Genomic DNA, 21,493 nt, shown 5'->3' on the forward strand with positions numbered 1-21,493 from the left:
TTACGCTTCGGTTTCGTCTTCGAGGTCGCCTTCCTCGCGCTGCACCGTCTTGATGCGCGCGATGGTCCGGCGGAGTTCCTGGAACCGGCCGGGGTCCTCGGGCGCGCCGCCCGCGGCCTTCACGGCCTTCGCGTTGAGGAGTTCGGTCTCGAGTTCGTCGAGTTCGGACTCGCGCTCGGCCGGCGTCATGTCGCGGATCTCCTCGACGTGCAGGATGGCCATTATTCGTCACCCTCCTCGTCGCCGGACTCCTCGGAGTCGGCTTCCGCCTCGTCCATCTCGTCCATCAGTTCCTCGGCTTCCTGTTCGACCTCCTCCTCGAGTTCGTCGAGTTCCTCCTCGACGTCCTCTTCGGACTCGGCTTCCGCCGACTCCTCGGATTCGGTTTCGTCTTCGATGACCTCCTCGACGACTTCCTCGTCGAGTTCCTCTTCGCCGGGTTCGGCGGGCTCCTCGTCGGCGTCGGCCGACTCCTCGGCGCGGAGCTCTTCGAGTTCCTCGTCGGTGGGCTCTTCGAGGAGTTCCTCGACGCCCTGCTCGTTGGCCTCGACGGCCTCGGGCGTGAGCTCCTCGACGTCGGCGCCTTCCGACACCTCGAAGTCGTCGGGCAGGTTGGCTCCCGGCGGGATGATCTTGACGTCCACGCCGATGGTGCCGAGCTTCATCACCGCGACGCCTTGGCCGTGGTCGACGATGTCCTCGGCGGGTTCGCCGTTGTGCTTGATGTAGCCGCGGTTGAACTTCTCGACGCGCGAGCGCGCGCCGGTGACCTTGCCGCTGAGGACGATTTCGGCGCCGAGGGCGCCGGCGTCCATGATGCGGTCGATGGTCGTGTGGCCGGCCTTCCGGAAGTACCAGCCGCGTTCGAGCGCGTTCGCCAGGCGGTCGGCGACGATGCGGGCGTTCAGGTCCGGTTCGTCGACCTCCTGGACGTCGATCTGCGGGTCGTCCAGTTCGAACTGCTGTTCGAGCTGGGAGGTGATCTTCCGGATGTTCTTCCCGCCCTTACCGATGACCATGCCGGGCTTCTCGGCGCGCAGGATGATCTGGGTCCCCATCGGCGTCTTGGCGACCTCCATGCCGCCGTAGCCGGCGCGGCCGAGTTCGTCGGCGAAGAACTCGTCGATCTGGGACCGCTGCATGCCGTCTTCGATGAACTGGTGTTCGTCTGCCATTATTCTTCGACCTCCTCGAGGATGAGTTCGACGTCGACTTCCATCGTGTTCCAGGCGGTCGCGCGACCCATCGCGCGGGGCTTGCGACCCTGGACCTCGCCGACCTTGTGGGCGGCGACGTGCATGATCTCCATCTCCTCGCCGTCGAATCCCTGCTCGTCGGCGTTGTTGACGACGTTCTCGATGAGGTCGAGGAACGCCTCGCTGGCCTTCTCGGGGTAGCGACCGGCGTCCCAGCCGTCGATGTCGCTACGGTGGCCCACGCCGCTGTTGTGGGACTTGAACGGGACCGACCGTTCGCCGTCGATGACCTGCTGGAGGTACGCCTGGGCGTCTCCGGCGGTCATTCCCTTGATCTCGCGGGCGATGGCTTTGCTGTGCTTGTGGCTCATGTGCCGCTCCCGGAGCATCCCCTTGGCGGTGGTGTCCGGGTCGGCCTCGACGCTGTAACTGATTCCCATGGTATCACTTGAGTGGCACGAACTTCGAGGAGCGGGTCGCGCCGATACCGGCCTGTCCGTGCTCGACCGACGTCCGGGTCAGCTGGAACTCGCCGAGGTAGTGACCGAGCATCTCGGGCTCGACTCGCACGCGCTCGAAGCTCTGGCCGGTGTACACCGCGAAGGTCTTGTCGACGAACTCCGGCAGCACCGGCATGTCGCGCAGGTGCGTCCGGATGGGGTCGTTGGCCGACCCTTCCTCGGTGGCCTCGCGGGCCTCCTCCAGCAGTTTCTCCTGCTGGGCCGACAGACCGCGCTCGATGGTTCGCCGCTGGCGGGCGGGGAGCAGTTCCGCGACTTCTTCGACGCTCATGTCCTGCAACTCGTCGAGCGTGTGACCGCGGAAGGTGAACTCACCTTCTCGGCCGGTTCGGTATTCGTTTCCGCTCATGTTCAGTTACCTCCTCGTCCCGTGCGCCGGGACGAGATGTCGCCGACCTTGCGGCCCGGCGGCGCGTCGCGGGAGACGGACTTCGGACGTCCGGGGTGCTGGCGGCCACCGCCACCGAACGGGTGGTCGACGGCGTTCATCGCCACGCCGCGGACGTTGGGCCACTTGGTCCCGCGCGCTTTCATCTTGTGGTACTTGTTGCCCGCCTTCACCATCGGCTTCTCCGTGCGGCCGCCGCCGGCCACGACGCCGATGGTCGCTCGGCAGTCGGGCGAGAGTCGCTTGACCTCGCCGCTGGGCAACTCGACGACCGCGGCGTTGCGGTCGTGGGTGATCAGGTTCGCGCTCACGCCGGAGGAGCGGGCGAACTTCCCGCCGTCGCCGGGCTGGCGCTCGACGTTACAGACCGGGACCCCTTCCGGAATCTCGGCCAGCGGGAGCGTGTTGCCCTCCTTGATCTCGGCGGAGATGCCGATCTGGATCTCCTCGCCGACGCCGACGCCCTCGGGCACCAGGATCATGCGCTGGTCGCCGTCCTCGAACTCGACCGCCGCGACGGGGGCCGAGCGGGCCGGGTCGTGCTCGATGTCCACGATGGTGCCGGAGACGGTGTCGACGTCTTCGGGCTTCTTGTGCGTGAGGTCGGCCTTGTACCGGTGCGACGGGGCGCGGAACGTCGGTGCGCCGCGACCTCGTCGCTGTCCTTGGATTCGTCGTCCCATGTGTCAGAACACCCCAATTCTGGAGGCGACTTCCTGGGCGTCGTCGTCCTCCGAAAGGGTCACGGTGGCTTTCTTGGTGCCCTTCATCGTGACCTGCGTGTTGATCTTCTCGATGGTGACCTCGTACTGGTCTTCGATCTCGTCCTTGATGGTGGGCTTGTCGGCGTCGAGGTCGACGATGAACTGGAGCTTGTTCTGGAAGTCCATCTCGTTCATCGCCTTCTCGGTCACCCACGGGTACTCGATGACGCCGCTCATCGGTCGGTCACCTCCTCGATGGCGCTCTCGGTCCAGACGGTCAGCCGTCCGGGGTGGGCGCCGGGCGCGAGGTCCTCCGCGTTGACCTCGCTCGCGGTCGCCACGTCGGCGCCCGCGAGGTTGCGGGCGGCCCGCGACGGCTCGTCGCCGGTCACGAACAGCACCGACTTCGGCGTCTTGTACTTCCGGCCGCGGAGTTTGCCCTGGCCGGCGCGGACGGACTTGTTGTCCTCCGCGCGCGCGATGTCGTCGGCGACGCCGACGGCTTCGAGGAACGAGACGACCTCCTGGGTCTTGACGAGTTCTTCGAAGTCGTCGGAGACGACCAGCGGCAGGTCGAGATCCTCGTCGAAGCGGTGGCCGCGCTCGGCCACGAGGTCGGCGTCCGCGGTGGCCGCGACGGCCGAGCGGACCGCCTTCTTGCGCTCCTTCTTGTTGATGTTCAGCGAGCGGTCCTTCTCTTCTTTCGGCGGGTGGGCCTTGCGACCCCCGACGGTCTGGGGGACGCGCGCCCCCTGGCCGTTCGTCCGGGGGACGTGGGCCATGCCGCGGCCGCTGCCGGGCGACTCCGCCGACGTTCGCATGCCGGCGTAATCGTCGGCGCCGTAGTCCTGCTTGCGGTTTGCCTGAGCGGCTTGGACGGCTCGCTCGATGAGGTCCGGCCGGACGGTCTCTTCGAAGACCGCCGGCAGGTCCACGGAGCCTGCGTCCTCGCCGTCGAGGTCACGGATTGTTGCTTGCATGGTTTATCCCTGGTTGGATTCGGTGCTCACGTAGCGCACCTCGGGGTCGAGGCGCGGTTGGTCGTTCGGTCGGACGGCGGGCCGGAAGCGCAGGAGGCGCTTGTCCGGACCGGGGAGCGACCCCTTGACCAGCGCGTACGGGCCGTCGACCTCGCCGTAGTTGACGAAGCCGCCGTCGACGTTCACGTCGTCGCCCTCGCCCATCGAGACGAGGCGCTTGTTGAGTTCGGTACGCTGGTGGTAGCCGGTCTGACCCTGCTGGGGCACGGTCGAGCGCACGCGGCTGGGGTTCCACGGACCGAGGTTGCCGATCCGGCGCCGCCAGCCCTGGCGGGCGTGCTTGCCTTTGCGCTTCTGGACGCCCCACCGCTTGACGGGGCCCTGGGTGCCCTTACCCTTCGTCACGCCACTCACGTCGAGGTACTCGCCGGCGCGGAACACGTCGTTGATCTCGTGTTCGCCGCCGTCCTCGAGGAGTTCGAGCGCGAAGTCGGCGCGGTCGTCGAGCGACCCGCCGCCGACGCGCGTCTCCATGACGTCGGGCTTCTTCTTCGGCACGCTGGCGATGTCGCTCGGGACGGTGTGGGTGATGACGCGAACGTCCGCGACGTCACCGTTCTCGACGGCTTCGCGGAGTTCGTCCTCCGCGGCGTCGGCGTCGTGGTCCTGGGGCACGTCGAGCGTGCGCGAGAGTTCCTCGTGGAACTCCGAACCCCACACTTCCGTCAGCGGCTTCTTTCCGTACGGCGTATCTTCGTAGGCTCGCAGAGCGACCGCTCGCATCGGCGGCGTCTCGACGATGGTGACGGGCACCGACTCCTCCATCCCCTCTCGCGGGGAGTTGGACTCGTCGTTGACCATCACCACGTGGCTCATGCCGACCTTGTAACCCGCGAAGCCCTGGAGCGACGGATTGCCGTCGCCGTCGGGCCACGAGTTGAAGCGCGGAACCTCGCTGGCCGCACGCTGGCGGGGGCCGAACCCTAGCGAACCTTTGCGTGGTCTGCTTGTATCTGACATCGTATCACTTCTCTTTGAGGTTCAGGCAGGCGAGGGTGGCGAACATCGCTTCTTCGGTTCGCACCACCTCGCTGCCTTGATTCGGGATCGCGTTTAGCCAGAGGTCAAACCCGCCTGGTGCGTCGGATTCGACGTTGGACTCCGCGTCCGCCTCGTCTCCCGAGTGGACCGACTCCACCGGGAGGTCGAGCATCTCCGGCAACCCGCGACCGGGAGAGCCGAACGCGACGGTCACACCGTCGCGTTCGGTGCGGCCGACCAGTTCGGTCAACCGCCCGGTCGTGAGTTCGACCCCGTGGCGGGACGTCGCGATGCGAACGCCCGCGTCGTCGCGGTCGAGGGCCGCCGGAAGGTCCGTGCGCGTCACTTCGAACCCCGGAAGGGGCTCGTCTACGAGCTTCGCACGGACCGGACTTCGCGAAGAGATCCTGACGGTTACGCGCTCCCCCTCGGCGACCGTCATTTCTGACGGTACGACGAGGGAGATCGGGTGTTGCATGCCGCAATTGACCCGTACGCGCCCTTCAGGTCCGACCTCGGTCACGATTCCCTGTCTTAACGACCCCGAACCGTTCGATTCGGAGCCGGTCAGTGAGGGGGCGCGGAGCGGCGGTAGGACGCCCGCGAACTCCAATTCGTCTCGCCTGCCGAACGCCTCCTTTCGGAGGTACGGCGGCGTGGCCGCGTACTTCAGTACGGTGCTTACGAATCCGCCACCCCATCGCCGCTCGCCGTCGGGGTCCGGAAAGACCCCGAGGCGGTCGGCCCGGAAGACCGTCGCCGCACGGGCGACGTAGCCGAGTTTGCGAGTGGCCTCGCGTTTGTCCTCGGCTTCCCGGACGAGGGATGACGGCACGAGCACGCTGACTGTCATACCGTGGCGCTTCGACGCCCCGTCACTAGACTGTAGCGAATCTTTTCTGCTATGTCCTTAAAAGGTCATTGCTTCGCGTTCGGGGGTGCGACCGCCTCACAAGCGCTTGAAACGTCGAAATCGGTGATTGAATCGTGGTACCGTCCCTCGATTCTAGCTCGTTTCGGAAGGCTTTTTACTACCAGCGTAATACGATAGAGTGCAGACGCAGGGCGCTGGTAGTGTAGTGGTATCACGTGACCTTGCCATGGTCGCAACCTGGGTTCAAATCCCAGCCGGCGCACTTCTTACGGACACAACGTCACTAACGGAGTCTCCGTTTTCCGGGCTGCTTTCGGGTTCCGGAGATAACGCTACACGGAGAGTTCGGACAATTTCGTCTGCGCCTGGATTTTCCGACTCAACGTACACATCCACTTTTTAATTTCAGAGGCTCGTTCACCGTGAATCCGCCCGAACTCCCGATTCGCTACAGCTGAGGCGATACGCGTAGGGTGTACGTTTATCATGACAGAGGTTCTGGGTGAAATATCCGGTTCGAATGACGTCCCCATCGCGCGTTCGCCGCGGCTACGCTCTCGGTGGATTAGGTGTGGTAATTGCACTCCTCGGAATCCTGTTCGAGTCACCGAAGGACGCCGAGAGTTGGCTTTGGATTACGTTCACGTTCTTGGGTGGTCTGTACCTCATCGTCCGAGCGTGGATTGCTGACGATACTCGATAGATTTGATTCGTATCGCGAACCTAGTACCCGCTCCTCCGTCACACGAAGTACAACGGTGGATTCGACAGTCAAGGAACTCCAGTATCTCGCAGATTCCGATACGCGACCCGACCAAGGAGGAACATGAGGACGAAACTCAGAATCGGAGGGACCCAGCGAGCGAACACGACCCCAATCGGGTCTCCGCACTCTCCTGTACACGAACAAGTGGCCACTTTGTAGAAGCCGTAGCCGGTCAGGAGAGCGCCAACGACACCCCAGAGAGCCGCAAAACGCGTGACCGGTTCGTCCAATCCAAACTGAAGGAAACCATCGCGCGAGGAGGTCCGGCGGTAACGTCACCCCCGAAACCCCCAGAGCCGACGCTACGACGAACGCCGCCGGACGACCAGCAGTCCCGCGAGGAGCGCGGCCAGCGTCGCAGCGACGCCGAATCCCGGAGTAGCACCGCTCCCGCCGGAGTTCCGAGTCTCGTCGTCCGACTCCGTAGTCTCGCTCGTCTCGGCGGCGGCGACGCTCGTCACCGAGACGACGCCCGCGGCGGTGCCGCCGACCGAGATCTCGTACCGCCCGTCCGTCTCGAACGTCCGCTCGAACGTCACGGTCGTCGATTCGCCCGCCGCCAGCGTCACGTCCTTCGCGGCGACCACGGCGCCGTCGACTTCGAGTTCGACCGGGACGGTCCCCGTTCCGTCGCCGCGGTTCTCGACGGTCGCCGTCACGGTCGTCGACTCGCCGACCGCGACGGACGACGCGCCGAGCGACGCCTCGCTCACCGCGACCGACGGTGCGGCGAGTCCGACCGCGAACGTCCCGGTTCCGGACGCCGAGGCCCGGAAGAGGTACGAACCGCCGCGCTCGTGGCGGAACGTCGTCGGCAGGCGCTTCCACGTACCGTCGCGGTAGCGGTACAGTCCGACGTTCTTCGGACTCCGGGCCCTCTCGGCGTCGACGGCGAACGCGACCGAAACCGCCTCGAGTTCGGCGTCGGTGATGTACGTCGGCGTCGCGGTCACGTAGCCGAGGGTCTCGCTCACGCCGTCGAAGGCGGTCGCGCCGGCCGGCGGGGACTCGGTCGCGCGCACGTCGACCAGGAACCGCGCCTCGGGGCCCGAACTCGCGGGCACGACGGTCAGTCCCCGGACGGTCGCGTCGCCGGCGGAGAGTCCGCCGGCGAACGAAACCCGGCCCGGCGAGTCGGCCCGAGCGTTGGTGATCTTCGCCGTGGCGCTGCTGGCGGTCGGGTCGAGCAGTTCGACCTGCACCGACGGCGGCGGGACGTTCGAACCGCCGCCACCGCCGCCGTTTCCACCGCTCCCACCGCTATCGCCTCCGCCACCGTCTCCATCACCGCCACCGCCATTGCGGCCGGGCGACACCTGGGAGTTCGCGGCCCCGACTCTGAACGACGTGGTGTAGTTCCTCGCGTTTCCGGCCCGGTCCACGACCCTCACGGTCGCTTGGTGGTCGCCCTCCGCGAGTCCGGTCGCGTCGTACCGGACGTACTCGCCCGTGACGCTCGTCGCGGAGTCGTCGGTGACCCGCCGACCGTCGAAGTACACGTCGACCGCGCCGGCGTCGACGCCGCTGATGTCGTCGCCGTAGTCGAACTCGACGGTCGCCCGCGACGTCCCGGCGTCGTAGGTGACGCCGTCGGGCGACTTCCGGTCGAGCGTCGGCGGGGTATCGTCGGCGACGACCGCGCCGTACGTCGAGAAGTGCGTGACGTTCGCCACCCAGTAGCGCTTCGCCTCCCCGGTGACGTTCCGCGTCTCGACCGACGTGTCGAGCCGTTCCCACTCGCGCGCCGCTTCATCGTAGTAGCGAATCTCGACGTCGCCCTCACGGACGCCCTCCGGCAGATTCTCGACCGGGATGCCGATGGTCGCGTCCGTGAGATTGCGGGACAGTTCGCCCCCGAGTTCGCCGTTCAGGAAGTTCACGCCCGCGAGGTTCCGCGAGAGCGGTGCGAGCGCGTTCGAACTCCCCGTGACGGTCGCGGTGCTGTCGACGTCTCGCGCCGTCCGGAACTGGACGAACTGCCCGGAGTGCTCCAGGACGACCGTCGCGGTCCCGTTCTCGGTGTTTACCGACTCGACGTCGGCCGTCGAGTTCGCCCGCCCGACGTTCCCGGTGAGGTCGGTGCCGGTCGCAGTCGCGCGGTACGTGCTTCCGGCGTCGCCCAGCGCGAACGTGTCGGTCCAGACGTTCCCGGACCGGTTCACGTCGAGGTCGGTCGTCGTGCCGTTCGGCAGTTCGACGGCGACGGCCGGGTCGGACGCGAGGCGCTCGCTCGCCGAAACCTCGACTCGCCCCGTCGCGTCGTCCACCCGGGTTATCGTCGCGCCGAGGGCGGGCGACTCGCGGTCGAGCACGACCGTCGCCGCCTCCGTCCGGCCGACGTTCCGGTGGCGGTCGGTTCCCGCGACGCCGACCGTGTAGCTACCGTCGTCGGGGAGGTCGCCAAGGTCCCAGGTGGCCGTCCAGTTGTGACCGTCGTCGCTGGTCGCCGGCGCGCCGGCGCGGAAGTTGGCGAAGTCGGCCGACAGCGTCATCCCGACCGACCGCGTGTCGCCCGGCGTGCCGTCGACGGTCGCGTTCACGGTCAGCGTGCCGTTCGTGTAGATTGGGCCGGACGGAACGCCCGTGGGCGTCTCCGTCGCGCCGGCCGCCGTGACGGCGATGGTCGGGTCGCGGGCGTCCACCCGGAACGCGTCGAACGTCGTCACCTCGACCGCGTTGCCGCGCTCGTCGGTCGCCCGGAGCGCGAGGTCCACCGTCTCCCGGCGTTCGCCGATGTGCTCGGCGACGTCGAACGTCGCCCGGTAGACGGTGACCCGGTCGGTCGAGGCCGCTTCGAGGCGCTCGACCGTTCCTTCGCGCCACTCCCCGGCGCCGTCGAACGGGAACGGGACGTCGGCGGCGTCGGCGGCGACCAGCGCCCGGGCGCCGGCGTCGCCGCCAGCGACGGCGAACCGCACCCGGAGTTCGCCCCCCGCCGTGTTGTTCGTCGACCCGGCGAGCACCGCGACGTCCCGAATCGCGGGCGGAGTGCTATCTGCCCCGGGGTCGTAGGTCGCGCGACGGGTGGTCACGGTCCGGGTCGACAGCGGCGGCGCGCCGTTGCGACCGTCGACGGTCACCGCGATTCTGTCGCCGGACGAGACCGCGACGCCGGCGTCCCGCCACGCGGGCGTCGCCGGGAGCGTCCGGTCGAGGACCCTCGTCCCGTCCCGCTCGATTCGAATTCGGTCGTCGCTCCCGTCGACGAACTGGTGGCCCGCGCGGTCGCGTTGACCGACCGCGCGGTACGACAGCGTCCCGTCGGCGACCCGCCAGCGGAGGTCGCCGACGAACGGGTGGCGGTTGAACCCGACCTCTCGCGTCTCGCCTGGCGCGGGCGAGTGGGAAGTCGGCGACCTCAGGCGCCAGGTGGCCGACGCGTCGGATTCGGCGGTCGCGGCGACGTCGTGGGTCGCGACTCCGCGACCGAGGTAGACCGTCTGTCGCCGGCGGTCGCCGATACCGTCGACGACTGCGTGCGAGAACTGGCCGCCCGCAGGCCCCTCGCCCGTGGCGGTCAGCGCGACGTCGTAGGACTCGCCGGGCGCGGCCCGGTGGTAGGTCGCGTTCGTCGCCGCGAGGGCGGCGGGGTCGACCGACGTCGTCCCGCCCTCGCCGACGCCGTCGATGCGGTGAATCAACTGGTAGACGGCCGGCGCGTCGAAGGCGTCGGCGTCCGTCGACGCCACGGCTGCGCCGGACCCGGACTCGCCTCCCGCCTCCTCGCCCGCCGCCCCGCCCGCGACCAGGACGCGGCCGACGGTCGCGTTCAGGTCGGCGTTCCGGTCGAACATGACCGTCGCGTCGTCGGGAGAGGCGGTCGCGACCGTCCCGCCGTACCGCGCGCCGCCGGCCGTTCGCTTCGAGTAGCGAACCTTCACGCTCCGGGTCGCGACCGCTCCGGCGTTCGCTTCGAGGGCGCTCGCGTCGAGCGCGCGGCCGACCGTGTCGCTCTCGTTCAGGACGACGAGTTCGTCGCCGTCGACCGTCAGCGTCCGCTGGAAGACAACCGGCCGGCCCGTCGCCTCGTCGCGGCCGTGCGAGAGCACGTGGTAGGTGCCGCCCTCGACCATCCGGTAGGTGACCGACGAGTCGTTCGCGCTCGCCGCGCCGGCCGCACCATCGAGTCGGGCGTACCCCTCCTCGCCGGTCAGTTTCCACCGGCCCTTGCGGTCGGCGAACAACTGGACGGGGTCGCCGTCGACCGACGTGTTCGCGGCGCCGACCTTCCGGACGGTCACCTCGTGAAGCCGCAGGAAGCCGAAGACGACCGAGTAGTTTCTGCCGAGCGAGAGCCGTCCCGAGTAGACGCCGGGCGGGACGCTCTCGTCGAGGCCGAGTTCGAGGTGCGCGGTTTCGCCCGGCGCGAGCGTCACCGTCGAGCGGTTGACCGGCATCGACTCGGTGTTGCCGTCCTCGATGTCGGTCGCTTTCGCGCTCGCGTTCAGGCGTCTCGTCTCGTCGCCGACGTTGGTCAGCGTCACCGTCGCCGACTCGGGGCGGTCGCTCCGGACGGTGCCGAAGTCGACGGTGCCCGGCGAGACGACCAGGTCGGTGCCGACGGCGTCGGCGGCGTCGACCCCGCCCGCACCCTGGGTGTAGACGTCCGGCACCGGCAACGGGTCGGCGGTCGTCGTGAGCACGCTCTTGACCCGCTCGGGCGACCAGTCGGGGTGTTTCTCCAGGACGAGCGCGGCGACGCCGCTGACCACCGGCGCCGACATGCTGGTGCCGCTCTTGCGGGTGAAGCCGTCGGTGCCCGCCTTCGCGCTCACGACGCCCCAGCCTGGCGCGATGAGGTCGGGTTTGAGGAAGTGGCCGAACTTGGTCGGGCCGCGCGCCGAGAAGTACGTGACGCTACCATCGTCGTAGCTCGCGCCGACCGTGAGCGCGTTCGAGTGGATGCCGGGCGTGGTGACGGTGCGGTAGCCGGGGCCGTCGTTGCCCGCGGAGGAGACGACCAGCGTTCCCTGTGCGACGGCGCTGTTGACCGCCTGGGCGTACCGGTCGTTCGACCGCCGGGAGGTGACGGGGCCGCCGAGACTCATGCTGACGATATCGGCGCCGTTCCGGGTGGCGTACTCGATGCCGTCGACGATCCAGGAGGTGTAGCCCCAGCCCTCCGAGTTCAGCACGCGGACGTCCATGAGGCTCGCGTTCGGGGCCATGCCGGTGTACTTGTCGTCGTCACTGGCGACGATGCCCGCGACGTGGGTGCCGTGGCCGTTCGGGTCGTCGGTCCGGCCCTCATACGTGAAGTCGCGCTCGGCGATAACGCGGTCTATCGCGGGGTGGGAGTCGTCGATACCGCTGTCGAGGACCGCGACCGTGACCCCCTCGCCGCTGACGCCGTGGACCTCGCGGGCGAGCGACGCCGAGGCCGACTCGTCGGCGTCTTCGAGTTGGAGTCGGTACTTCACGTCGAGGGTGACCAGTCCGACGTTCGGGTCGGCCGCGAGCGCCTCGTACGCCCGGCGGGCCCGGTCCTTCGCGACGACCCCGGCCTCGGCGTCAATGCTCTCCAGCCGCGACCGGCGCTCGACGCCCGCGACGCTCTCCAGCGGACTCTCGACTCGCCCGTCGCTCCCGGCGAGGCGGGAGCGCTCGTTCGTACCGACGATGACGGGAATCGAGTCGGTATCGGCGTCGGCGAGGCCCTGGTCGACGAGGAACCCCACGTCGAACAGTTGGCTGTCGAACCGCTCGAAGTCGACGCCGACGGGGTAGACGTAGGCGGCGTCGGCGGTCGCGACCACTCGCATCCGGTCGTCGCCCGATACCCGATACAGGGTCCGGTCGCCCTCGCGGACGACCGTGACGGTCTGTCCGGTGACGAGCGTCACCCGGGTCGCGTTCGGCGGTGCGGCAGGCGGGTCGGCGACCACCGTCGCCAACCCGGCGGTTTCGTTCACGACGACCGTCCGGTTGGCATCGAGGGTCACCGCATCCGCGTCCGGGAACGCCGCCGGGTCGTTCGGTTCGCCGGACGACCCGGCGGTCAGTTTCCCGGGCGACTCGCTGACCGACCCGGCAATCGCCGGGTCGGTCGGCGAATCGTCGAGCGAAGACGCCCGGACGCTCGAAGCCCGGACATCCGACATCTGGACCCCCGGCGCCTCGCCCGCGTTCGACGCGGGCGAAGCGTCCACCGCGTGCGCCGACACGAACGACGGCGCGACGCCGCCGACCACCAACAATAGTGCGAGCGCCAGCGCCGCCGCTCGCCGCCCCACCCCGCGACTCGGTGCCTTCATGCGATTTGTCTGTCGCGAGGTCCCACCACCGGTATTTAAAACCATTCCTTTTCGGTCAAGAAGCAGACTCAATTTGAGTATCACTATTCAAATACAATATGGCGAATTCGACGGTCCGTCGGCCACTCGAACCGACCCGACCGACAGTTCTTCGGGGACCGCCCGCGTCGACCTGGACGCATGACCGTCATCGCACTCCTGAGCGTCGCACCCGTCACTGAAGGGAGCATGGCCGGCGAAGTCGCCAAGGCCGTGGCCGCGCTCGACGACTTCGACGTCTCCTACGAGACGAACCCGATGGGGACCGTCATCGAGGCCGACTCGGTCGACGAACTGTTCGCGGCCGCCCAGGCCGCCCACGAGGCCGTCGACGGCGACCGGGTGAGCACGTTCCTGAAAATAGACGACAAACGCACGCGCGAGCAACGCGCGCGAGACAAAGTAGATGCGGTCGAGGAAGCGCTGGGTCGGGAAGCGAAGCGCGAGCGATAATACGGCAGACATCCCCGACCGTACTTCTCGAACCCCGTCCATCGAACCAATTCTTTCGGATTCGGTAGGACTTATAACTACGTCCGGAGAGCGTTCGGAAGATGCCCTCCAGACGATACGTTCTCGGTGCGTCGGCCGTGACTCTCGGAAGCCTTCTGGCCGGTTGTAGCGGAGCACTACGAGCGTCTTCACCGAGTTCGGGCGGCGAAACGACGACTACGACGCTCCCGAAGAAACGTCACCGACTCCCTGACGGGCCGAAATCACCCCCGGACCCACCGGAGACGTGGACGGAGGAGTCGGCCCGAGAGTACGCCGCCGAATACGAGAAACGACACATGTACAATTGGATGTACACTCCAGACAGATCAGAGATAAACGTTGGCTGTAGTGTTAACGAGTCTGAAGCTATTGGCGGTGGGTATCGGGTTGTCCTCCTGTGTGGTGGGACCGCGTACTCTCAGAACACGACCACCCACGGAGACTACATCGGCAGACCGGTAATCTATCTGGTCGGAGAAGGGACTGCGATTCGACGGAAGTCCGAACGAACCACGTAATCGGAGTCCGCGACAGCACCGGCGAAAAAGCGATACGGGTTATCTCAGCGGGAGTCACCGGTAGTGCCGGTGTGGTCGACGAAGATGCGATTTGGCGGTGTGACTGATAAACTGTTTACGGGGAGACGCCCAACCCACGCCCATGGACAGTCTCAATCGGAACGCGCTCGAACTCGCCGACGAGGCGCTCGACTTCGCCGAGGAACTCGACATCGGCGCCCGCGAACTCGACAACGGAGCCACGGTGCTGGACTTCGGCCACGAGTTCGACGGCGGGATGGAGGCCGGACTGTTGCTCGCGGAACTCCAGACCGCCGGACTCGCGACGGTCCAGAGCGCGATGGGCGAGGTCGGGGGCGCGCCCGTCCCGCAGGTCGAACTCACCTCCGACCACCCCGCGCTGGCGCTGCTCTGTTCGCAGAAGGCAGGCTGGGAGGTCGCCACCGACGACTTCGAGGGACTGGGAAGCGGCCCGGCCCGCGCGCTCGTCGCCGAGGAGGACGAGTTCGCTCGGGTGGGCTACGTCGACGACTTCGAGTTCGGCGTGCTGGCCGTCGAGAGCGACGACTACCCGACCGCGGCGGTGGCCGACCACGTCGCCGACCTGGCCGGCCTCGACCCCGGAAGCATCTTCATCGCGGCCGTCCCCACGGCGAGTCTCGCCGGAAGCATCAGCGTCGGCGCTCGGGCGGCCGAGATGGCGGTGTTCCGCCTGGCCGAACTGGGCTACGACCCGCTGGACGTGGTCAGCGTCTCGGCGAGCGCGCCGGTCGCGCCGGTCGCCGGCAGCGAGGAGGGCGCCATCGCCCGGACGAACGACGCGCTGGCGTACGGTGGCCGAGTCCACCTGACGGTCCGCGAGGAGTTCGACCGCTTCGAGGAGGTCGTCTCGACCGCGAACGACGAGTACGGCACTCACTTCGCCGAGATATTCGAGCAGGTCGATTGGGATTTCTACGACGTCGACGAGAGCGTCTTCGCGCCCGCGCAGGCGACGGTCAACGTCGTCGGCGGCGAGACGTACGTCCTGGGCGAGCGCGACGAGGACCTGCTGGCCGAGAGCTTCGGCCTCTGAGGTGGTCGTGTGCAGTTCAAACTCGTCCCCGAACCCCCCGAGGACTTAGACTTCGTGGCGACCGCCCAGCGGGCCGTCCCGCTCGTGCCGGGCAGCGAGGACGACTGCTGTGCTCGCCTGCTCGACCGGACCGACCTCACCAGCCGCGACCAGGCCCGGACGTGGCTGACCTTCCTCCGGGCGCTCGGCCTCGCCGAGGAGGGAGCGTCGGGGTTCACCCGGACGCGCCGCGACCCCGACCCCGAGTTCCTGGCCGAGCGGTTCCGCGAACACGTCTTCGGCGCGTCGACGGTGCTGGCGACGCTGGCGTCGGCCGAGAGCGCGCTCTCGGCCGACGCCGTCTTCGAGGCGTTCCGCGACGAGGTGCCGACGTGGGAGCACTACAAGAATCCGAACACCTGGGAGGAGATCTGGCGCGAGCGCGTGGCGTTCGTGCTGGAGTGGTGCGTGCTCCTTGGACTGGCCGAAAAGCGAGACGACGGGTACGCGGCGGTCTGAAACGGGTCGCTCGCCCGAGACGGTCCGCGGCGCGCTACGACCCGAGCACCGACAGCGGCGCAGCGTCGTCCCACCGGGGCGCGAACTCCTCGCGCACGTCGGCCGCGAACTCGGGATCCTTGAGGTCTATCATGGCGAACGCCTCGCCGGGGTTCAGCGGGTTGTCGACCTCGATGCAGACCTCGATGCCGTCGATGAGGTTGAACGTCCCGCGGAGGTTCTCGGTGGTGCGGACCGCGAACTTCGGATGGTCGGCCAGCGTCTCGGTGTAGCGCTCGCCCACGCTCGGCGGGAGCGTCTCGACGAGTTCCGGCGTCATCAGCAGCGACACCTCGACCTCGCGGTCCAGCGCCGCTTCGAGATGTTCGGCCACCACTTCGCCGACGTTGCCGAGGTCGAACTGCGCGGAGGTCCGGCCTGCGACCATGACGATGCGGTCGTCGGCGGCGTCGAGGCGCTCGACCAGCAGGTCGACGGAGTCCTCGGGGCCGACCGCCGCGGTCCAGAACTGCTCTTCGACCGGTTCGGCCGCGTCGAGTTCGTCGGTGAGGTCGTCGACGATGCCCTGATACTGTTCGGCCTGCTCGCTCAGTTCGGCGAGTTTGTCGTCGAGCAGGCGGTTCAGCGCTGTCTCCGGTTCGACGGCGACGTACTTCTTGGGCCGACTCGCGCTCTGAGAGCGCGCAAGGCTGTGAGTCTCCAGGCTCGACAGCACGTCGTAGATACGACCCATCGGGACGTCGCTCGCGCGCGACAACTCCTTGGCGGTTGTCGGGGCGGTGTTCAACAGCGCCCGGTACGCCCGGGCTTCGTACTCGGAGAGGCCGAGGTCACGCAGACTCGCCATATGCGTGGGAATTACGCTCGCCCCACATAAACTCCCGCCCCGTTTTCACCGATGAGAATTCCACTCGGTTCGTCGCGGGGCCTCGGCGACCGCGGTCGCCGAGGCCCAGCGACTCGTCCCGCCGACGCTCCCCGCTCCGCCGCCCCATCGATTCCCGCTACTCCGCCGATTCGCCGACGCGCTCGCCGAGTTCGTCGGGCGTCCGGGCGGGTGCGGACGACTCGCCGTTCCGAATCACGTACGCGCACTCGTCCTCGTAGTCGCCGTCGCCGCCGGGAATCTCGCCCGCCGCCTCGGGAATCACGACCTTCTCGTGGTCGGCCATCCGGAGCGCAGCCCGGTGGAGGTCGGACCCGGCGTCGTCGGCCACCGCGATGACCAGCGGGTCGTCGCAGACCCGCGCGGCCGCCGTCGCGTAGCCCGCGACCTGCACGCCGAAGCGGTCGGCCGCACCAGCGAACGCGCCGACGGCGCCCTCGGCCGCCTCGCGGTAGCGGCCCTCGCCGGTCAGGAGCGCGAGGTCGACCAGCGCGTCGGCCATCTCGGCGTTGTCGTCGAGTGGCCGGAGCGGTTTCGAGAGCAGTCCCGGCCCCTCGCGCGGGCCGTCGACGAACGCCCCCGTCTCGTCCTGCAGATTCTCGATAGCCTGGTCGGCCACCTCGCGGGCGGCGTCGACGTAGCGGTCGTCGCCCAGCACCTGCCGGGCGGTCGTCAGCGCCGAGAGCAGGTGGGCGGCGTCGGCGAGCAGGCCCTCCTCGCCGACCGCTTCGTCACCTTCGTCGCTCGCCTCGCGGAAGTGGGTGGGAACGCCGTCCTCGACCAGTTCCGAGAGGACGTACTCCAGCGACCGCTCGGCGTAGGTCCGGGCGCGCTCGTCGTCGGTGTAGGCGTGGAGCGTCAACAGCGCGTCGGCGGCCATCGCGTTCCAGTCGGCGAACGCGGTCGAGTCGACCGCGGGCGGGTCGGCCGCCTCGCGGTCGCTCGGGTCGAGGCCGTAGTAACGGCTCACCGACCGGTCGTCCTCTATCTCCTCGCCCGGCGCCTGGCTCCCGGCGAACGCCTCGCCGTTCCAAAGCGTGGTCGTCAGATACTCGACCGTGCGCTCGGCGGGGTCGCGGTACTCCTCGTCGCCGGTGACCAGGTAGGCGTTCGCGAACGCCCGGACCAGCGCGGCGTTGGTCGACAGGAGTTTCTCGTGGTGGACCTCGGTCCAGTCGCGACCCTCGGCGAACCGGAAGAAACCGCCGTCGTACTCGTCGAACAGGTGGCGACCGACCGCGGTGAGACTCGCCAGCGCCTGCTCGCGCTCGCGCTTGAGCGCGAACTCGGCGGTCCGGGGCAGTGGGAACTTCTGGCTGTCGCCCCAGCCGCCGAAATCGCCGTCGAACTTCTCGTCCAGTTGCCCCGCCACGAGGCGCTCTATCTCGGGCGTGACCTCGCCCGCTGGCGGTTCCTCCCGGAGGCTCCGGGGGATTCGGGCGGCGTCCCGGCCCTTGTGGGTCCAGAGGTCGCGCACCCGCTCGACCACCTGGCGCATCCCGTCGACGCCGAGGTAGGTCGCGCCCGTCAGCAGGTCGCCCTCGGGCGTCGCGAACACGGTCGAGGGAAACCCGCCGACGTTGTACCGCTCGCGCACCCGGGGCTGGCGGTCGATGTCCACCCGGACGGGAACGAACGAGTCGTTGAGGTTCGCCGCGACCATCGGGTTGCTGTAGGCCTCGCGGTCCATCTCGTGACACCACGAACACCACGTTGCGGACAGCGAGAGCAGGAGGGGTTCGTCCTCGGCCGCGGCCTCCTCGAAGGCCGCCGGCCCCCACTCGCGCCACTCGACTTTGGTCCCTTCGGCGCTCTCGTTCATCGTTGGTTCGTGGTTGGCCCCCGCCCGGGATGGGTCTTGCTATGTGGGTCGTGGGAGCGGAACCGGACGCGGTGAGCGCCGCGCCGACCTCCGACAGCGGGACGCTTACAACCCCGCACGCCGATATCCTAGACGTGAATCAGACGCGGCTCCTGTTCGGCCTGGCGGCGGTGCTCGCCGGCATCGCCACCCTGGAGTTCGTCCTTGCGTTCGTCTACAGCCCCGCGCTGTTCGCCATCGCGGTGCCGTTCGCCGCCGCGGCGTACCTCGTGTGGTACCAGGCCAGCGGCCGCCTCCGCGACCGCGTCGAGGAGGGCCGCGCCGGGACCTACCGCCGTGCCGAACCCGACCGCGGCGGTTTCGGCGCCGGCCCCCGCGACTCGTTCTCCGGACGGCGGGGCGGCTTCGACGCGGGCGGCGCTCGAGGTGCGCGCGGCGGCCAGACGCGGGCCGGCCCCGGCGGCCAGCGGGTCCGCCCGCCGGGCGAGTCGTCCGGTCCGAGCGTGAGCGAGGCCTACCGCAGACTGGGGCTGGACCCCGGCGCCGACCAGGCGGCGGTCAAGCGCGCCTACCGCGAGAAGGTCAAGTCGGTCCACCCTGACCGGGAGGGCGGCGACCAGGAGCAGTTCAAGCGTGTGAAGGAAGCGTACGAGAGATTACAGGAGCGCGCGTAGGCGTTCGAAGTCCGAAACCGCCGCGAGCGAGGGTCTCGACCGCGTGAGTCGCCCCCGGGCGCGACCCCACCAATTTATTACGGGTGGCTCGTAACACATCGCTTACTTTCCGGCGACCCCGCCGTTTGCCCCATGTTCGACCAACGTCCACAGTCCGGTGCCGCCCTCGCAGCGGTCGTCGTCCTCCTGGCCGCGACGCTCCCGCCGCTGGCGAGCGCCGGGACCGCGGCGAACGGTTCGTTCTCGCCGTCGGTGGTCCGCGAGGACCGCGGCGACGTGATGAACATCACCGTCACGACGCCGAAGGCGGGCACGCTGAACCTGGGGTCGCCCGAGCAGCACTTCTGGATACAGGCCAGTGTCGGGAAAGGCACCACCGAGATTCGGCTGAACACGTACAAAGCCGGCCGCGCGGGACGCTACTCGGTCGGCGAGATGGTGTGGGCCGAGAAGGGGTCGCTCGGTAACCTCCGGCTTCGAACCGACCCGCTGAGCAAACCGCTCGAAACCGCCGAGTACCCGATGAACGTCACGGCGAACGGCCACGAACAGGCCATCGGTGCGTTCGTCGTCGAGGAGCGCGAAACCAATACGATGGACGCCCGCATCGCGCCGAAGGCGACGAAGATATCGGACCTGAGCAATCCCGACCAGATCGCGGACGCGACGGTGCCACCGTGGAACAACGGCTCCGTCGCGGCGGAAGACTGGTTCGTCGTCCACGTCAACGCGTCGGGGCTGGCGGGGATGCTGAGGAAGGACCACCTGGGTCCCGGCGGAAACGACGGCGTTCGGATGAAGTTCACCCAGTCGGACGGCGGGATGAACGCCGACTCCCACGAGTTCTGGGGCGACGACGTCGAGCGGTTCGTACGCGACGGCGGCGGTGACGGTTTCTCCGTGTTCGTCGATACGGGTGCACACGGAATCGAGCCGGGGTCGGCGTACAACGTCACCTTCACCGTCACCCCCGAGAGCGAACTCACCGACGAAACCGAAACCGTCTCGACGAGGATGCGGGTCGTGCCCCGGCGGATACACGTCAATCGGAACGGCCCCGGCGACAAGGTCGTAGTCGAAGGAAAGACGAAGATTAGCGGGACGACCACCTACACGCCCGGGACGACCATCAACATCAGCGCGCGCGACGAGGACCTTCCGCCGATTCTCATGTCGAAGACCGTGACCGTGAAATCCGACCGGACCTTCGCGACCACGTTCGACTTCTCTGACCTCGAACCCGGCAGAGAATTCGAGATTCGTCTGCCGGACCAGCGAGCGACGCTTCAGGCGGTCGTCGCTATCAGGAAGACGACGACCCCCGAAACAACGGAAACCGCGACTCCCACCGCGACACCGACGACGACCACCACGACGCCCGGCACGACCGCCGGGATGACGCAGGTGCCCGTCAGGGACACCGAACGCCCGCTGACCGCACGCCCCGTCGAGGAAGCGAACGGCGGAAGCAGTCTCGTCCCGGGGTTCGACGCCGGCCTCGCGGTGGTGGCGCTGGCGGTCGCACTGCTCGCGGCCCGGCGGAGGGCAGGGCGATGATTTTTATAGGGAGGCCGAGATGATGGAGTCGAACGACGCCGCCCCACGGTGAATACGATGTCGAAGGAGATGGATCGGTCAACGTTCGGTGAGTTCGTCGCGGCCCTCTGGGAGCAACAGGGCTGGCAGACGCAGGTCAAGCGCGACGGCCAGAAGGTGTTCGTCGCGGTCCAGCGCCCGCAGACGGGCGAGGAGGGTCTGCTGTGGGCGATTCCGGCGGGCGAGGACGAGATCGGCGGCAAGCAGGTCCAGCAGTTCGCGAAACTCGGCCAACAGTACGAGGTCGAGGAGTCGGCCATCGTGACCGCCGGCACCGTCTCCGAACACGCCCGCAAGGCGGCCTCCTCCACCGGCGTCGAACTCCTCGACGGGGAGGGCGTCGCGACGCTCGTCCGACAGCGGGGCCTCGAAGACCTCGTGCGGAAGTTCGAGGGTGACGCGACCGACGGCGACGGAGACTCAGACGCCGGGGCGAGCGGCGACGCGTCGCCGCTCGCCCCGGCGAAAGCCGTCGTCGGTCGCGTCGCGAGCGCCGTCGGAGGCGCCGACGGTCTGCCGGTTTCGGGGACCGTCGCGGTGGCCGTGGTGGTCGTCGCGGCCGTCCTCGCGGCGGGCGTGCTCTTCGGTCCGTCGCTGCCGATTCCGTTCCTCGGCGGCGGAGACGACGCCGGCGCGGCCGGTCCTGTCTCGGCCGCGCCGGCGCCGAACGGGAGCGCCACACTCCACGTCGGATGGGACGCGAAGGTCGTGGACACGATCGACCCGAACGAGAGCGACGAGGTCGCCTACTACCCGCCGGAGGGCGAGCGGTTCGTCGTCGTCTACCTGAACGTCACCCACGTCGGCGACGAGGAACTGGAACTCCGCCAGCGAGACTTCAAACTCCAAAGCGGGAACGAAACCCACGGCTTCCGGCCGCTGGCCGGGACCGACGGCTTCTTCGACCACCCGATGGGACCGGGCCGCAACTACAAGGGCTGGACCGCCTTCACGGTCCCGAAGGGGACGACGGGGACGCTCGTCTACGACGGCAACGCGAGCGTCGCCGTGGAGTTCGAGCGCGAACCCGACCTGGACGAGAAGATCTCGCTGAAAGTCCGGGGCTGAGAGGACCGAGCCACACCCGCGTTTTCGGCGACGCTCGGCCCCGAGGGACGCCTCCGGTTCGAATCCGGCGCGTGGGTAACGTAGACGTACGTATCCGG

18 protein-coding genes and 1 tRNA gene are annotated in these 21,493 nt (G+C 68.4%); 7 read left to right on the forward strand and 12 right to left on the reverse strand.

Annotation, left to right across the window (positions count from 1 at the left end; genetic code table 11):
* Genes rpmC through NGM07_RS07210 form a run of 9 tightly spaced genes read right to left on the reverse strand, consistent with a single transcriptional unit; the run spans position 1 to position 5,683 of the window.
* Positions 1-222 (reverse strand): 50S ribosomal protein L29, encoded by a 222-nt coding sequence (gene rpmC, locus NGM07_RS07170; RefSeq protein ID WP_253518853.1) that lies wholly within the window; start codon positions 220-222, stop codon positions 1-3.
* Positions 222-1,175: a 30S ribosomal protein S3 gene (locus tag NGM07_RS07175; protein WP_253518855.1), complete on the reverse strand. Its 954-nt coding sequence runs from the start codon at positions 1,173-1,175 to the stop codon at positions 222-224. The genes rpmC and NGM07_RS07175 overlap by 1 nt, the downstream gene beginning before the upstream one ends.
* On the reverse strand, positions 1,175-1,636 hold the full coding sequence (locus NGM07_RS07180) for a 50S ribosomal protein L22 (protein WP_253518856.1): 462 nt from the start codon (positions 1,634-1,636) through the stop codon (positions 1,175-1,177). The genes NGM07_RS07175 and NGM07_RS07180 overlap by 1 nt, the downstream gene beginning before the upstream one ends.
* A 4-nt stretch (positions 1,637-1,640) precedes the next feature.
* A complete protein-coding gene (locus tag NGM07_RS07185) occupies positions 1,641-2,066 on the reverse strand; it encodes a 30S ribosomal protein S19 (protein WP_253518858.1) in 426 nt (141 codons plus the stop codon).
* 2 nt (positions 2,067-2,068) lie between these two features.
* Entirely contained in the window at positions 2,069-2,788 is a 720-nt protein-coding gene (locus NGM07_RS07190) for a 50S ribosomal protein L2 (RefSeq protein WP_253518860.1), read from the reverse strand.
* A 3-nt stretch (positions 2,789-2,791) separates the two neighbouring features.
* The gene (locus tag NGM07_RS07195) at positions 2,792-3,046 is read right to left on the reverse strand and encodes a 50S ribosomal protein L23 (RefSeq protein WP_253518862.1); all 255 of its coding nucleotides are present in this window, start codon (positions 3,044-3,046) and stop codon (positions 2,792-2,794) included.
* Positions 3,043-3,789: a 50S ribosomal protein L4 gene (gene rpl4p / locus NGM07_RS07200; protein ID WP_253518864.1), complete on the reverse strand. Its 747-nt coding sequence runs from the start codon at positions 3,787-3,789 to the stop codon at positions 3,043-3,045. Before rpl4p ends, NGM07_RS07195 begins: the two co-directional genes overlap by 4 nt.
* A 3-nt stretch (positions 3,790-3,792) precedes the next feature.
* Entirely contained in the window at positions 3,793-4,809 is a 1,017-nt protein-coding gene (locus NGM07_RS07205) for a 50S ribosomal protein L3 (RefSeq protein WP_253518866.1), read from the reverse strand.
* Positions 4,810-4,813: 4 nt separating this feature from the next.
* Positions 4,814-5,683, reverse strand: coding sequence for a putative RNA uridine N3 methyltransferase (locus NGM07_RS07210; RefSeq protein WP_253518868.1), 870 nt, complete (start codon positions 5,681-5,683; stop codon positions 4,814-4,816).
* 212 nt (positions 5,684-5,895) lie between these two features.
* On the opposite strand from NGM07_RS07210, the gene NGM07_RS07215 reads away from it, so the two are divergent.
* Positions 5,896-5,966 (forward strand) — tRNA-Gly (locus NGM07_RS07215).
* 806 nt (positions 5,967-6,772) lie between these two features.
* Here NGM07_RS07215 and NGM07_RS07220 read toward each other — a convergent pair.
* Positions 6,773-12,724, reverse strand: a complete 5,952-nt coding sequence (locus NGM07_RS07220; RefSeq protein WP_253518870.1) for a S8 family serine peptidase — start codon at positions 12,722-12,724, stop codon at positions 6,773-6,775.
* A 180-nt stretch (positions 12,725-12,904) separates the two neighbouring features.
* Here NGM07_RS07220 and NGM07_RS07225 point away from each other — a divergent pair, with 180 nt between their 5' ends.
* From NGM07_RS07225 to NGM07_RS07235, 3 genes are all read left to right on the forward strand, one after another.
* Positions 12,905-13,216 carry an MTH1187 family thiamine-binding protein gene (locus NGM07_RS07225; RefSeq protein WP_253518872.1) on the forward strand — a complete coding sequence of 104 codons (312 nt, stop codon included), beginning with the start codon at positions 12,905-12,907 and terminating at the stop codon, positions 13,214-13,216.
* A gap of 702 nt (positions 13,217-13,918) precedes the next feature.
* Positions 13,919-14,851, forward strand: coding sequence for a methenyltetrahydromethanopterin cyclohydrolase (gene mch / locus NGM07_RS07230; RefSeq protein ID WP_253518875.1), 933 nt, complete (start codon positions 13,919-13,921; stop codon positions 14,849-14,851).
* A gap of 9 nt (positions 14,852-14,860) precedes the next feature.
* Positions 14,861-15,349 carry a double winged helix-containing putative transcriptional regulator gene (locus tag NGM07_RS07235; RefSeq protein ID WP_253518877.1) on the forward strand — a complete coding sequence of 163 codons (489 nt, stop codon included), beginning with the start codon at positions 14,861-14,863 and terminating at the stop codon, positions 15,347-15,349.
* Between the two features lie 34 nt (positions 15,350-15,383).
* Here NGM07_RS07235 and NGM07_RS07240 read toward each other — a convergent pair whose 3' ends face one another.
* Together NGM07_RS07240 and NGM07_RS07245 are read right to left on the reverse strand one after the other, a co-directional pair.
* A complete protein-coding gene (locus tag NGM07_RS07240; RefSeq protein WP_253518880.1) occupies positions 15,384-16,196 on the reverse strand; it encodes a TrmB family transcriptional regulator in 813 nt (270 codons plus the stop codon).
* Between the two features lie 157 nt (positions 16,197-16,353).
* Complete coding sequence (locus NGM07_RS07245) at positions 16,354-18,057, reverse strand: DUF255 domain-containing protein (RefSeq protein ID WP_253518882.1); 1,704 nt, start codon at positions 18,055-18,057, stop codon at positions 16,354-16,356.
* A gap of 134 nt (positions 18,058-18,191) precedes the next feature.
* Between NGM07_RS07245 and NGM07_RS07250 the strand changes: the two genes are divergently transcribed.
* The 3 genes from NGM07_RS07250 (at position 18,192) to NGM07_RS07260 (ending at position 21,395) form a co-directional block, all read left to right on the forward strand.
* Positions 18,192-18,731 (forward strand): J domain-containing protein, encoded by a 540-nt coding sequence (locus tag NGM07_RS07250; RefSeq protein ID WP_253518884.1) that lies wholly within the window; start codon positions 18,192-18,194, stop codon positions 18,729-18,731.
* A gap of 132 nt (positions 18,732-18,863) precedes the next feature.
* Complete coding sequence (locus tag NGM07_RS07255) at positions 18,864-20,288, forward strand: BGTF surface domain-containing protein (RefSeq protein ID WP_253518887.1); 1,425 nt, start codon at positions 18,864-18,866, stop codon at positions 20,286-20,288.
* A gap of 69 nt (positions 20,289-20,357) precedes the next feature.
* The gene (locus NGM07_RS07260; RefSeq protein ID WP_253518890.1) at positions 20,358-21,395 is read left to right on the forward strand and encodes a restriction endonuclease; all 1,038 of its coding nucleotides are present in this window, start codon (positions 20,358-20,360) and stop codon (positions 21,393-21,395) included.
* The last annotated feature ends 98 nt before the right edge of the window (positions 21,396-21,493 follow it).

The organism is Halorussus vallis, from assembly GCF_024138165.1.
GTDB classification, from domain to species: domain Archaea; phylum Halobacteriota; class Halobacteria; order Halobacteriales; family Haladaptataceae; genus Halorussus; species Halorussus vallis.